The 13,816-nt window shown below is 70.9% G+C and carries 9 protein-coding genes, 1 tRNA gene and 1 pseudogene; 5 read left to right on the top strand and 6 right to left on the bottom strand.

From position 1 onward, the window contains the following. The first annotated feature begins 332 nt into the window (after positions 1-332). The 4 genes and pseudogenes from AB0D29_RS20100 to AB0D29_RS20085 form a co-directional block, all read left to right on the top strand. Positions 333-1,151, top strand: a complete 819-nt coding sequence (locus AB0D29_RS20100; RefSeq protein WP_362855785.1) for a hypothetical protein — start codon at positions 333-335, stop codon at positions 1,149-1,151. Continuing rightward, the gene (locus tag AB0D29_RS20095) at positions 1,148-1,660 is read left to right on the top strand and encodes a hypothetical protein (protein WP_362855783.1); all 513 of its coding nucleotides are present in this window, start codon (positions 1,148-1,150) and stop codon (positions 1,658-1,660) included. Before AB0D29_RS20100 ends, AB0D29_RS20095 begins: the two co-directional genes overlap by 4 nt. Positions 1,661-1,755: 95 nt before the next feature. Further along, complete coding sequence (locus AB0D29_RS20090; protein ID WP_362855781.1) at positions 1,756-2,142, top strand: nuclear transport factor 2 family protein; 387 nt, start codon at positions 1,756-1,758, stop codon at positions 2,140-2,142. 316 nt (positions 2,143-2,458) lie between these two features. Further along, a pseudogene (locus AB0D29_RS20085) lies at positions 2,459-2,560 on the top strand (DNA mismatch repair protein MutT); the annotation flags it as partial. Between the two features lie 75 nt (positions 2,561-2,635). Here the strand turns inward: AB0D29_RS20085 and AB0D29_RS20080 are convergent. Further along, positions 2,636-5,071, bottom strand: a complete 2,436-nt coding sequence (locus tag AB0D29_RS20080) for an IPT/TIG domain-containing protein (protein ID WP_362855780.1) — start codon at positions 5,069-5,071, stop codon at positions 2,636-2,638. Between the two features lie 930 nt (positions 5,072-6,001). On the opposite strand from AB0D29_RS20080, the gene AB0D29_RS20075 reads away from it, so the two are divergent. Continuing rightward, positions 6,002-6,074: transfer RNA gene (locus AB0D29_RS20075), tRNA-Arg, on the top strand. Positions 6,075-6,183: 109 nt separating this feature from the next. Here the strand turns inward: AB0D29_RS20075 and AB0D29_RS20070 are convergent. The 5 genes from AB0D29_RS20070 to AB0D29_RS20050 all read right to left on the bottom strand — a co-directional run bounded on the left by AB0D29_RS20070 (position 6,184) and on the right by AB0D29_RS20050 (position 13,376). Then, on the bottom strand, positions 6,184-7,494 hold the full coding sequence (locus AB0D29_RS20070; RefSeq protein ID WP_362855779.1) for an ATP-binding protein: 1,311 nt from the start codon (positions 7,492-7,494) through the stop codon (positions 6,184-6,186). Between the two features lie 138 nt (positions 7,495-7,632). Beyond that, positions 7,633-8,322: a sortase gene (locus AB0D29_RS20065; RefSeq protein ID WP_362855778.1), complete on the bottom strand. Its 690-nt coding sequence runs from the start codon at positions 8,320-8,322 to the stop codon at positions 7,633-7,635. Positions 8,323-8,542: 220 nt separating this feature from the next. Next, positions 8,543-8,746 carry a hypothetical protein gene (locus AB0D29_RS20060; RefSeq protein ID WP_362855777.1) on the bottom strand — a complete coding sequence of 68 codons (204 nt, stop codon included), beginning with the start codon at positions 8,744-8,746 and terminating at the stop codon, positions 8,543-8,545. Between the two features lie 119 nt (positions 8,747-8,865). Beyond that, positions 8,866-10,605 carry an MFS transporter gene (locus AB0D29_RS20055; RefSeq protein ID WP_362855967.1) on the bottom strand — a complete coding sequence of 580 codons (1,740 nt, stop codon included), beginning with the start codon at positions 10,603-10,605 and terminating at the stop codon, positions 8,866-8,868. A gap of 488 nt (positions 10,606-11,093) precedes the next feature. Then, on the bottom strand, positions 11,094-13,376 hold the full coding sequence (locus AB0D29_RS20050) for a hypothetical protein (RefSeq protein ID WP_362855775.1): 2,283 nt from the start codon (positions 13,374-13,376) through the stop codon (positions 11,094-11,096). Between the last annotated feature and the right edge of the window lie 440 nt (positions 13,377-13,816).

Here is a 13,816-nt window from a genome sequence, read left to right as displayed (position 1 = left end):
CACCCCCCGACGAACCATATCCGGAATGGCTTGTTCGCCCCTCTTTATTCGACGAAAATCCGATCCGGAATCGCTCACCCCGTAAGCGCGAAAGTCTTCACAATCGGAACTCGTCGCGGCGGGTAACGTGAGCGCGGCCCGAAATGCTTGAAGCTCCCCTCCGTCGAAGTTCGGCAACAGACCGATCACGCGAAAGGCCCTTCACGTTGAGACCGATCAGAGCCATAGCGGGTACCGCCACTCTCGTGGCACTCCTCGCCGCATGCGGAACGCAACAGGCGGGCAACCCGCCTCAGGACCCGGGTGCGCCGGTGAATGCCGCACCCGCTCGGATGGCGCTCGACCAGATTCCGTCGGCTCCCACCAAGGGCCTCGCTCTGGGACTCACCCTCCCGCTCGACGAATTCACCGCGAAGCCCGCGGACGGATATGCCTGGAAGGTCGCCGTACAGGACCAGTGGCGGTCCTGCATGGCACGCTACGGATTCAAGAACTTCGGCCCGCCCCAGGCTTCCGACCAGGCGGCGCGGGCCCAGGCGGACGCGACCATGGGGCGGCGCTACGGCGTCTCCGATCTCGAGGTGGCGAAGAAGTACGGACACCACCTCCCGACCGACATCAAGGAACCCGCGCGCTGGGAGCCCGCTCCCGGTGCCGAGACCGCGGTGTTCACCGGTAAGGGACCCGAGCTCAAGGGCAGCACCTACGCGGGCAAGGAGGTACCGCAGGACGGCTGCCGCGGCGAAACCCGCCGGATGTTCCCGGTGCCCCAGACCCCGGAAGCCGAGACGGTCGGGGTCAAGGTCTTCGACGAGACCAAGAGCGACCCGGACGTCGTCAAGGCGTTCGCGCAGTGGTCCTCCTGCATGAAGGGGAAGGGCTACCAGCAGAGCCACCCCCTCGAAGACCTCCGCTCCCTCGGCATCCCCGTCTCCGCCCCGACCGCCGGCAAGGAAGAGATCGCGCACGCGGTCGCCGACGTCGAGTGCAAGCAGCAGACCGACCTGATCAAGGTCTGGAACGGCAAGGAGACCGAGAAGCAGCGCAAGGCGATCGAGCAGAACGCGCCGAAGCTCACGGAGGAGCGGGCCGCGAAGGACAAGAACGCGGCGAAGGCCGCGCAGGCGTACACAGTGGCAGGGAACCGATGAACATCATCAAGAGAATCGCCACCGTCGCGGCAGTCGGTGCCCTGAGCGCGCTGTCCCTCTCGGTGACGCCGGCGTCGGCGGCCACCACCTACGAGGGGGACGCGTGCACCTCGAACGGCAACCGCTACTGCTTCGCCATCCACTTCAACAGCCGCGGCGGGCAGACCTGGTACTCCTCCAGCCCCTGCTTCGTCTCGGACGGTGACATCCCGGACTACTTCGGCTACTCGCCGAACGGGGCCACCCTCGTCCGGTACGTCTTCCGGCCCGGCCAGATCTCCGGAACCGTGTCCGCCTGCACGATGACGAACGAGGGCAGCGGCCAAGCGGTCAAGAACAACGCGGCCTCGGCGTCGAACGGCGAATGCGTGGCCGACTACCGCGTCTACTTCAATTCCGGCTACAGCGGCCCGAGCCAGAGCTTCGCCCCGAACTGCGGCGACTACTGGCCGGCGGAGAACCTGGTCTCCGGCCTGTACAACGAGAACGCCTCGCACGACCGCTACTGACCCACCCCGCCCCGTGGTGCCCCTCCCCCGAAGAGGGGCACCACACCGGACGACCCCGCCGTGTCGGTCACCGCAGCCTGGGCGAAGATGCGGCAATGAGCCAAGAGACCGACGCAGTGCGCGAAGCGATCGCGGGCGAGCTGCGCCTGATGGACCCGGGCGTGCGCACCTCGCAGTCGTTGACGCGCCCCCTCCTCGACCCCCGCTTCGTGGAAGTCGGCGCCTCCGGCCGCCGGTGGACGTACGAGGAAATCCTCGCCGCTCTGCCCGAGATGGACGGAGCGGCGGCGGACGGACCGCGCTACGAGCCCTCGGACATCACCGGCGTCCTGCTGGCGCCCGGACTGGTGCACCTCACGTACGAGACCACGATCGCCGGGGTCCGGGCGCGGCGGAGTTCGCTCTGGCGCAGGCAGGGAACGGACGCCGAGTGGCAGATGTACTACCACCAGGCCACCCCCGTCCCGCCCGACGCCCCCTGACCGCGGTGGCCCGGCCTCACAACCAGGTCTCCACACCCTGCCTTCGTGGGGCTTGACGGAAACCCTAAAAGCCCAGGTCAGAGGCCTACTGCGGAAGCTGCCGAAAATGCTCCGCTCCCCTCCTCGGAACGCTCAGCCCATCGCTGCAGCTCAGAGGCTTTAGACGGCACCGTCGACACCCAGCCCACTGGATGCGCGAGACAGCGCTGTCAGCCCGTCTCGGGCATCGGCCATTCAGGGCACCAGGGACAGCGCGCGCCGAGGCTCCGATGCGGCCCGCTGGCCGCCGCCGTCGACCATCGTCAGAGGAATCCCTGTGACTCAGCAGAATGACGACCGCTCGCCGCCCCTTGAGCCGGCGCTCGGCTCGATGACCCTGCTGGTCGCGGCCGCCATCGTCCACGACCGTGCTCCAAGCCAGCCCCAAGGTCACTGACGCGTACTGGCCCGGCCCCGAGGGGCCGGGCCAGTACGTCCGACGGGATCTTGGGGCTCAGCGCAGGGTGAAGGGTGCCACGTGGGTGGTGGTGTCGGCTCCGCTGATGGTGAATTCGAGGTTGTAGTTGCCGTTGGGCAGGTTCTGGGTGCTCACAGGCAGGCTGTAGGAGGAGAGGAGGTAGTTGAAGCGGCCTGTGACCGGTCTGGTGACGGGGCCGGTGATGCGACTGGCGGTGAGCGTGATGTTCGGGTTGGAGAGGTTGTTGCCGTTCGCGTCGCAGATCCGCAGGCTGATGACGACCTGGCCGAGCAGCCGGGTGGGGCGGCTGGGGTCGTAGAGCAGGCAGATTCGGTACGCCACGTTGTAGGTAACGCTCTTGGTGGACGGGTTCGTGGCATTGTCCGTGGCGTTGACCGTGAACGTGCGCGAGCCGAGCGCCGAGGTGTTGATCGGGCTGCCGTTGGGGACCGTGCCCACGCAGCTCGCCACCCCCGATGTGGCGTCCGTGCACGAGTAGGACGCGGTGACCGGCTGGCGGTACAGGTAGGTGCCGGCCACCGGGCGCACGATGGTGATCACCGGCCCCGCGGTATCGAGCCGCACCGTGATCGTCTGCGGTGCAGAGGTGTTTCCGGCGGCGTCGGTGGCGGTGTACGTCACCGTGGTGACGCCGTTCGTGGTGATGGCCACGGCGGCAGCCGCGCCGGGGACGTCGGTGGATCCGGCCGGCTGGGCACCGGTTGCGCTGTAGGTGATCTTCAGTACGCCGGAGCCGCAGGACCCGTCGAGTGCGCCGATGTTGACGAGAGCGGGGCTGGTGGTGTTCCAGCCGGCGCTGTTCGGCGTCGGCGAGATGGTTGCGAACGTGGCCGGCGGGGAGGCGTCCGGGTCGTAGGTGAACCGGCCGGCGGCAGTGACCGGGCTGGTGCCGTTGGCGTTGGTCACGGTGACGTCAACGGTGCCCCGCGCCTGCTGAGGCGCCTGTGCGGTCAGTTCCTCGGGCCCGATGACGTTCACGTTCGTCGCCGGCACGGAGCCGAAGTTGACGGTGGCGCCGTGCGTGGGGAATTCCGTGCCGCGCACGGTCACGGTGTTCACGCACTGTGCGAGTTCGGGTGCGTGGTTGGGGGTGACGCTGGTGACGGTGGGCGGGGACAGCGTGACGCGGTCCATCGCGGTGCCCCAGTCGCCCCCGCCGATCCCGGTGTTGGCCATGGCACCGATCTGCTGGACCGTCCAGACGTCCTTGGGGTTGCTCGGGTCGCGGGCCGTGCCCGAGTAGTCACCCCAGCGCGGCCTGCCGAGGCAGCGGCATGCGTAGGCCTCGGTCCCTGCGGCGTAGAAGTCGCCGAACGTCCTCGCCGGGAAGTTGCCTCCGGGGACCGCGATGGCGACCGCGGTGGGGAACATGGCGGAGGAGGAGGCGGTGAATCCGGAGAACAGGTCGTTCTCGTCGTTCAGGGCCAGCGAGCCGTAGTAGATGTCGCCGCCCACCATGCCGAGGTCGAGATTGGTCGCCAGGGTCTGAGTGCCGCCGGTCGAGATCTGGATGTACCGCTGGCAGACATGGACCGCGGTGTCACCGACGGGGGTGCAGCTGACGTTGAAGACGCCCCACAAGCGGTTGTTCTGCCAGACGACCGAGAGAATCCGGTCGTCGTTGGTCTCGATGAACGAGTCGCCCCCGGCCGGCTGGGCCGCGTCCGGCGGCGGGTCGGCGGTCCCGATGGCGATGGTGTTCTCGGTCTGGGTGACCGGGCTGACGCCGGGCACACCGCTAATGGTGGTCACCACCATGTCGGTGCCGGCATGCTCCATCACGAACTGGTCGAGGATTCCCGACAGCGAAACGGCCGGGGCGACCTCGCCTTTGGTGTTGTCCTGGCCGAACGTGGTGATGGTGACCGAGGAGCCACCGGCCAGAAGCTCCGCCTTGTTGACGACCGCGGTCACCTCGCCCAGGAACGTTTTGGGGGTCGCGGCCAGGTCGTAGTTGTTCCAGGTCAGCGTGACCTTGTCGTCGGTGTAGCCGAGCTTGGGCCGGTCGTGCTGCACGTTGCCGCTGTTGGCAGCGGCGATGTAGACGGACCAGTTCCCGCGAGGGTCGGAGGTGTCGCTGACCGCGACGTCGACCTCGTCGCCGCCCGTCAGGAGTCCCTCGTACGCGGCGAAGAAGCGGCCTGACCCTGCGTCGTAGTGAACCCGCGGATCACCGCCGGTGTTCGCCGGGAAGCCGAAGAACGTACCCAGGTCGAAGGTGGCACCGGCGGGGGTACCGGCCTTGTCGTAGATCCGGCCCGACCGGTTGATGAACTGGACGATGTGGGTGGGCCCGACCGCGAGCTGCGTGTCGGAGGGAGCGGTTTGGGCGGCAGTGGCGTTGTCGGCGTTCCCGAGCGTGCGGAAGGTCTTCAGCCGCTCGATGACGGCAGTGGACGGCGCCGCCTTCGAAGACCCTCCGGTCTTCGTGTCCTTCGGGGTCAGGGCCACGGAGGTGACCGGCAGGCTCGCCTCCCGCTTCGGACCCGCAGGCGCGCGCCGCTTCGGAGCTGGGAGGGAGGGGCGTACTTGCGGCTTGGCGGTGCTTTGGGGGCGCGGCAGCGACCGTACGTCGACGCGTCGCTTCAGCGGGGCTCGCGTCAGCGTTCCCTCTCCGTCCGCCCGCGCCGGCCCGGCGGCCGTGGGCGGGACTCCGGGACGCGGCTCGGCGCCCGCCCCGCCGGCGGGAGCGACCACCGCGAGCGTGACGGCGAGCGCGAGCACCAGTGCACGAGGCCAGCCGCGCGCCCCGCGGAGTGCTCGCCGGTTCACTTCGGGAAGCCGTTTCAACGACATGGGCTCCCCCCTTCGGGCCGCTTCCGAAGTCCCGTCCCGTCCTCGGATCGCCAACGGGCGGTCTTTTCCTTGCTGCAACCGATGATCATGGGCCGGTGTCTAGCGGAAAGACCCTGTGTCCTGCTGCCGTCCGGGACTCGGCTTGCCGACGAGTCCCCCTCACGGACCTACGCCGGGTTAGGCGGCGGACATCGTGGCGTCGCTCCGAAGGGATCCGCGTGACGCCGGCGCGGCCGTCGCTCCGTTAAGGCCCCGTCCATGGCAAGCGGAACAGAACGGACGCTCCAGCAGCCTGCCCACACCCGTGCAGCACCCCCGGCCTCGCCACCCAGCACCCCAGACGCTCAGAAACCCCAGGTCACGACGATGCCTTCACCTCAGGCCACTCCCACGGCAATCCATGCGACCACTCCCAGCACGATCCGCTAGGCTGTCAGCGGTCAGGCGACTACCAGGCGTGTGCCGGGAGAAGTGTCCGTGAGGGCATCTACACCCGAGTGGGCGCACGTCATCTGACCAGCACGCTTGCCGAAGCGGCTCGGGCGATCCCTCTGGGGTTTCCGGCAACGTTTCCGACAAGCCCCAGCCTTCGTAGCTCAGGGGATAGAGCACGGCTCTCCTAAAGCCGGTGTCGCAGGTTCGAATCCTGCCGAGGGCACACTTCGAGGACCTCCAGCCGGAAGCGGTTGGGGGTCCTTCGTCGCTACGGGTGATCTCCCTCGGTTTTGCCGCCGCCATCGCACGCACACGGTGCCGGGTGGCGCGGCTCAGCGGCGGGCTGGGGGCTCATCTCGACGCCGAGGCGCGGCCGTTGCTCCCGGCGCTGCGGGCCCCGGGAGCGTGACGCGGGCCTCGGCGCCGCCCGTCTCCCGGTTGCGGAAGGCGAGGGTGGCGCCGAGGGTCCGGGCCTGGCCCACGGCGATGGTCAGGCCCAGCCCGTGGCCCTTGTTCGTGCCCTCCGTACGGAACCGCTGCGGGCCGCTGGTGAGCAGGTACTCCGGATAGCCGGGACCCTCGTCGGTCACGGTCAGGGTCCGGCCGTCCACGGTGACCGTGACCGGGGCCGCGCCGTGGCTGTGCGCGTTGGCCACGAGGTTGCCCAGGATCCGCTCCAGCCGGCGCCGGTCCGTCTCCACCCGCGGCGAGGAGACCACCTCCAGGACCGTGTCGGTGCCGGAGGCCCGGATGGTGCGCGCCGCCAGGTCGGCCAGGTCGTGCGAGTCCAGCTCCACGCGCTCGCTGCGCGTGTCCAGCCGGGAGATCTCCAGCAGGTCCTCGGTCAGCGAGCGCATCGCCTGGACCCGGTCCCGTACGAGCTCGGCCGGGCGGCCCGGCGGCAGCAGCTCGGCGGCGGCGTTCAGGCCGGTGAGCGGGGTGCGGAGCTCGTGTGCGACGTCCGCCGTGAACCGCTGTTCCGCTTCGAGCTTGCCCTGGAGCGAAGCGGCCATGGTGTCCAGGGCCCGGGAGACCGCCGCCACCTCGTCCTTGTTCCGCGCGCTGTCGCCGACCCGCGCGTCCAGGTCGCCGGCGGTGATCCGGCGGGCCACCTGCGCGGTCAGGTGCAGCCGCCGGGTGATCCGGGTGACGCCGAACGCACCCATGAGGAGCGTGACGCCGATGGCGAGCCCCGAGGAGCCGAGGATGGCCCGGTCCAGATCGGCGATGGTCTGCTCGCCGGCGCGGAAGTCCACGGAGACGGCTATCGCGGTGCCCTCCTCGGCGGGCGCGGCCGCCCACATGGCGGCGCGGCCGCGGTTCTCGCCGAGCGCCGTGCCGCGTTTGCCGCTGACGGCCAGGGTGCGCAGCTCGGGGGGCAGGCCGACCGGGTCGATGCCCTCGCCGCGCGGCAGGCGCGCGCCCGTCTCGTAGGCCTTGATGGTCCGCTCCAGCTTGGTCAGCGCCTTCTCGCGGGCGGTGCTGACGGTCTGGTGGGTCATGGCGCGGTGCACGAGGACGCCGAGCAGCGCCGCGAGCCCGCAGCACATGAGCGTGATGAAGACCGCGGCCTTCCAGATCAGGGTGGAGGCCCAGGCGGGCAGCCGCGGGCGCGGCGGCTGCGCCCTCATCGCGTCGTTCATGGTCCCCGTTCCCCGTTCCCCGTCCCGTGTTCCGCGTCCCCCGTTCACGGTTCCCCGGTCAGCTCACGGTAGTGCGCCCGTTTCCGCGTGTGGTCGGCGGGATCGGGCGGATCGGGCGGGTTCGCACGCGGGACCCGATCAGGCCACGAGGTCGGCGTAGAAGATGACGTTGTTGGTGCGGTGCCCGTCCTTCAGCTCGCCGCCGCAGGTCAGCAGGCGCAGCTCGGGGCGTTCGGTGTCCCCGTAGACCTTGTCGGTCGGAAAGTCCTTCTTGTCCACGTCCTCGATCTCGCGGATCTTGAACCTGGCCGTCCGCCCGTCCTCGCGCGGCACCTCCACCACGTCGCCCAGTTTGATCTTCTTGACGTCCTTCATCAGCGCCGGCCCGTGCCTGGTGTCGAAGTGCGCGACGAGCACGGAGACGCCCTTCTCGCCCGGCGTGACCCCCTCGGTCCACCAGCCGGGGCTGTCCGCGTCGGTGTCGGCGTTCGGCACGCCGAGCTCTCCGGAGACCGGGTCCACCTTGAGGTCGACCATCCGCTTGGCGTCCACGCCCGCCGCGTCGATCTTCATACCCGTCGGCCTCGACGGCGGCAGCGCCGGGGCGGCGTCCGCGCCGGGCGCGAGGGCGGGGGCGGCGGTGCTGCCGACCTTGGGGTCCGGCGGCAGCTTCGGCCCGCCGCCGGCGCAGGCCACGAGGCCCCCGGAGACCGCGACGGCGAGGGCGACGGCCGCCACGGCCCGGCGGGTCCGGCGGGTCCGGCGGGCGGTGCGGGCGGGGTGGGCGGCGGTGCGCGCGCCGCGGACGGGGGCGAGGGTGCTGGTCATGGCGTACGGACTCCGTGCGGGCGTGCGGGGCGGGTGGGACGGCCATGACGCTACGTGGGGCATATGTGGGTATTCCGTCGGCGATGTAACGATTCTCCGGCCACCACCCGGCGAACAGTCGGAGACGGAAAAAGCCCCTCCGGCCGGAAGCCGGAAGGGCTACGTCCAGTGACAGGCCGATCGGCTCGATCGGCTCAGTCGGCTCGGTCGGCTCAGTCGGCTAGCTCAGGCCACTGGTGCGTTCGCCGATGCGGTCCCCCTGCGGAGTGCCGGCCCGCTTGAGCGCGGCCTTCGTGTGCAGCCCGCCCTTGACCTTGCTCCGTACCGGACCGTCGAAGCCGTGCCCCGGCACACGCGGCGGCTGCACCTGCTCCTGCGCCTTCGCGAGGGCCGTCCGGACGTCGCGCTTCTGCTCTTTGTTCATCCCGTCGTCAACTCCTTCGGGAAGCACCCAATCGGACTACTGGGATCGTATGCATATAAACGGACCAACGCACCCGGACCGGCATGTAAAGAATTCCGATCAAGGACCGGGGGTGCGGATCACCGGCGCGGTGGGGCCGGCAGTTTCGGCTGCCCCAGCGTCTGGTGGACCAGGTCCTCCGGGCAGGGCGTCCCCCGCGGCAGCTGGTACTTCGCCGCCACCCGGTACTCCCCCGGCGCCGGAGCCAGCAGCTCCGTCCACACGTCGCCGCTGTCGTCCGGAGCCGCCTTGAACAGGCATCCGGCCGTGTTCGCGTACTCCTTGCGGAGCGCCCCGCCCTCCCCGGTCCCGCCGCGCGCCTTCGACGCGAAGGTCTCCTGCGGCGGCGGCACGGGCTTGCCCGCCCCGTCCACCAGCCCCAGCCACGGGGAGTGCGGGATCCGCACCAGCACCCGCCCGGGCTTCTTCACGTCGATGACCAGGCGGTCGGCGCTCGCCCGCACCACGGTCGCCGGTCCGGCCACCAGGTCCGTCGGCTCGTAGACCTTGAACAGCTGCCAGTTCGCGTCGCCCCACACCTGTTGGAGGTACGGGAGACCCTCGCGCACCAGCTTCGCCTCGTCCTCCCCGCCCGAGTCGGGTTTGTCGGCCGGCAGCACCACGTAGTGCACCGCCCAGCGCTCCAGCCAGGCCCGGTAGCTCTCGGCGGTGAGGGTGTCGTCGTAGAAGAGCGGGTTGCGCTCCAGGTCGGCCTGCCGGTTCCAGCCGCGCGCGAGGTTCACGTACGAGGGGAAGGCGGAGGACTCGCGGTGGCTGCTGGCGGGGACCACCTCGACCCGGCCGCGGTCGGCGCCCGCCTTCTGCAGCTGGTCGACGAGCGGGGCCAGCTCCCGGTTCCAGGCGGCCACCGGGGTGGTGCGGATGATGTCCGTGATGCTGTTGGCGGTGATCCAGGCGTTCAGCCCGACGAAGGCGAGCAGCACCCCGTACCAGCGGCGCGAGCGCGGGACCTCGTGCGCGAGGGCGGCGAGCAGCACGGCCCCGCCGAACAGCATCACCATCCGGGTGACGTTGGAGCCGACCTGGGAGTCGATCACCCAGGTCAGGAAGACCCCGAGGGCGTAGACGGCGGAGGCGATCCGGACCGTCTTCCACCGCTTCGGCACGAGGAAGAGGATCAGCAGCGCGAACACGAACGGCAGCCCGGCCGACCCGATCTTCATCGGCTGCGTCCCGGAGAACGGGAAGAGCCAGGCCGACAGCCCGACCACGGCGACCGGAGCCAGCCCCAGCGCGTACGCACCCGGGCGCCGCCGGCTCAGGAACAGCGCGGCCGCGATCACCCCGAGGAAGAGGCCGGCGACGGGGCTGGCGGCGGTCGCGAGCCCGGCCAGCGGGGCCGCCACCGCGGCCTTGGCCCAGCGGCGTTGCGCCCACTTGCGGGGCCAGCAGAAGACGGCGGCGACCGCGGCGAGCGCGAACATCGCGCCGAGGCCGAAGGTGACGCGGCCCGACAGGGCGTTGCAGAGCAGCCCGTACACCCCGGCGAGGGCGGGCCACAGCGGCTCGCGCACGGCGCCGCGGCAGCGGGTGAGGATCAGCGCGAGCAGGCCGGCCGAGACGGTGCCCGCGATCATCATCGTGGTGCGGACGCCGAGCATGTGCATGAGGTAGGGCGAGACCACGCTGTACGAGACGGGGTGCATGCCGCCGTACCAGGCGAGGTTGTACGCGGAGTCGGGATGGCGGCCGACGAACTCGGCCCAGGCGTCCTGCGCGGCCAGGTCGCCGCCGCTGTTGGCGAAGCTGAAGAACCAGGCCACGTGGAGCACGGCGGCGAGGGCGGTGGCGACGGCCACGGGGTGGCGCCGGGCCCAGCCGAGGGCGGCGCGGACGAGGCCGACGGGCTCGGCAGCGGGATCGACGTGGGCGGCGGCATGGGCGGCGGATTCGGCACCGGCGTGGGCGGCGGCATCCGCCTCGGCGCCGGAACCGGAACCTGGATCGGAACCTGGGTCGGAAACGAGATCGGTAGGGGAATCGAGATCAGTGGGGGAACCGGCATCCGGACCGGAGCCGGTCGAGCCGGGCCGGGCGAGGCCGCGGGGCCGTATGGCGCCGGGCGCGGCGTCGTGGCCGGCGGACGGCTCGGGTACCCCGGAGCCCCGTTCGGCATCCCCGCCGTCGGCCGGCGGGATGGCTTCCTGACGCCGGCCCTGCTGCTCAGCAGTGGTCACTGCCGCTCTCCCCAACACATGAGTCCACACCCGCACACGTCCCGGGTGCCAAGACGCGCCCCGGCGCCCCGGGGTTGCCCGGGGCGCCGGATCCACGCTCTCACCGGATGTCAGCCGACGCGCGTCAGCTTGCTGCCGATGCCCGGCGCGGCAAGGTCGCTCTGCAGCGCCACCGGCACCTTCACCTGGCTGGCGCCCTCGCCGACGGTCAGCACGCCGACCTCCGTCCCGGCCTTCGCCGTCTGCGGCATCTTCGCGCCGCCGTCCGCGAGCTTGACGTCGACGGTCAGCGAGGCCCAGCCGACCGCCTGCACGTCTGCGGTGGCCACGACGGGGGTCCGGCCGCCGAGACCGTCGTCGACGTAGCCCACGACCTCGCCCTTCTTCACGACGGTCGCGCCGTCGAGGGCCTTCTGCGTGGCGACCATCAGCTGCTTGCTCGCGGCGAGCACGGTGTCGATGATCGCCGGCTTGTGCTGGCCGAGGACGGCTCCGACGATCAGCTGGTTGGTGTTGCCGACCTTCTTCTGCGCGGCGAAGAGCAGGTTTCCGCCCGCCTTGGTCGTCGTACCGGTCTTGATGCCGAGGGCACCGGAGGGCCCGGTCAGGCCGTTCCAGTTCCGCCAGGACTTGCCGTACGGGTCGACCCAGTTGGGCTTCTTGGTGATGTCGAGCAGCGTCTCGATCTCGACCAGCTTCAGACCCAGCTTGACCTGGTCCTCGGCGGTGCTGACCGTGGTCGCGTCCAGACCCGAGGGGTCCGTGTACGTGGTGTTGGTCATGCCGAGTTCCTTGGCGGTGTCGTTCATCTTCTTGACGAACGCCTCCTGGGAACCGGAGTCCCAGCGCGCGAGCAGCCGCGCGATGTTGTTGGCCGACGGGATCATGAGGGCGGCGATCGCGTCGTACTCCGAGATCTTGTCGCCCTCCTTGACCGTGTCGAGGGTGGACTCGTTGTTGACCGAGTCGTTCTTCTTGCCCTCGGTCTCGGCCGTCTTGTCGATGTCGATCATCGCGCCCTGCTCACCCTTCTTGATGGGGTGGTCGCGCAGGATGATGTACGCCGTCATCGACTTGGTGACGCTGGCGATCGGCACGGGCTTCTGCTCGCCGGACTGGCCGAGCGTGCCGAGGCCGGCGGCCGCCATGTACGCCTGCCCCTCGGTGGGCCAGGGCAGCTGCGGCTTGGCGCCCTCGAAGGTGTACGAGGACTTCGCGGTCATCACGAGCGTCGGCTCGGGCAGCGGGCGCACCAGCTGTACGACGGCCAGGATGATCACCAGGAGCGCGACGAGCGGGGCGTAGATCTTGACCCGCCGGACCGCCGTGCGCATCGGGCTCGGCGGCGGGGGCGGGTTGTTCGTGAGGTCCGCCAGCATGTCGAGCGGCGGCTTGGGCGGCAGCGGCTGCTGGGTGGTCCGCTCGGACCGGTCCACGGCGGCGGGCAGCTTCGGCCGCTGCCGGGCCTCGGGCGCCGGTGCGACGCTCTCCGGACGCAGCGGAACGAAGGTGCTGCCCTTGGGCTCCGCGGCGGCGGGCCCGGCCTGGCCGGGCTTGGTCCCGGTCGGCTTGGCCTCGGCGGGCTTGGTCTCGGCGGGCTTGGTCTCGGCCGGGGTGAACCTGGCTTCGGCCGGCTTGGCCAGGGTCGGCTTCGGGGCGGCGGGCTTGGGGGTCTCCGCCTTGAGGGCATCCACCTTCGGGACCCGGAAGACGGCGGTGCGCTCACTGTCCGCGGGCTTGCCGGCCTTGGGCTTCGCCTCCTCGACCGGAGCCGAAGCGGAAGGCGGCTTCGGCGCGCGGAACACGGCCGTACGCTCGCTGTCCGCGGGCTCGTCGACAGCGGGCTCGGGCTTCGGACGCTCCGGGGCGGGGGTCGAAGCGGAATCCAGCTTCACGGCCCGGAACACGGCCGTGCGCTCGCTGTCAGCGGGCTCCTCGGCTGCGGGTGCGGGCTTCGCCTGCTCCGCGGCCGGAGCCGAAGCGGAAGCGGCATCCGGCTTCACCGCACGGAAGACGGCGGTGCGCTCGCTGTCCGCGGGCGTCACCTCCGCAGCCGAACCGGAACGGGTACCGGAAGCCGAAGCGGAACCAGAAGGAGAACCGGAAACGGAAGCCGGAACGGAAGCCGGAACCGGCTCCTCGGCACGGGCGTCCGGAGCGGCCTCGCGCTGCGGCGCGACCGCCGGCCCGGCGGCGTCGGGCTCTTCCGCCCGCACCTCGGCATCCACCCCGGACGCGTCGGCATCCGCCGCATCGGCATCGGCATCGGCATCGGCGGCCGGATCCGCATCGGAATCCACCCGTTCGGAGGTCTCCGCGGCGGCGTCGGTCTTCGCGACCCATGCCGCCACCGCCTCGCGCAGCGGATCCCGCGCACCGTCGGTTTCGGCCACGGACTCGGCCGCGGGCTCGGACTCGGGCTCAGCCGCGGACTCAGCCGCGGACTCGGACTCAGACCCAGCTGCGGGCTCAGCCGCGGACTCGGCCGCGGACTCAGACCCAGCCGCGGACTCGGGCTCAGCCGCGGGCTCGGGAACCGCTTCGGCCCCGCCCTTCGTCTCCGCCTTCGCCTCCGTCCCCGACTCCGCCTTCGCCTCCGTCGCCCTCTCCGCCTCGCCGGCGCGAACGTCCCGGTCCTCGGGATCCCTCGGCCGGAACACCGACAGCCTCGGATCACGCTCCGCGGACGACTCCGCCGCCCCCGGCGCTCCTGCATCTACCGACTTGTCGGGGGACTCGCCCGCCACCGTTCCTCCTCCATCGCCGCCACGTCCGGCTGTCCGAATGTCTAACAGTGTCCCGTCTCGGGGGCATCGCCCACGTGCTAGACGAG

This window comes from Streptomyces sp. NPDC048424 (assembly GCF_040651555.1).
GTDB lineage: Bacteria > Actinomycetota > Actinomycetes > Streptomycetales > Streptomycetaceae > Streptomyces.
The sequence above is the reverse complement of the archived record's forward strand: the minus strand, read 5'-3'. Positions and strand labels throughout refer to the sequence as shown.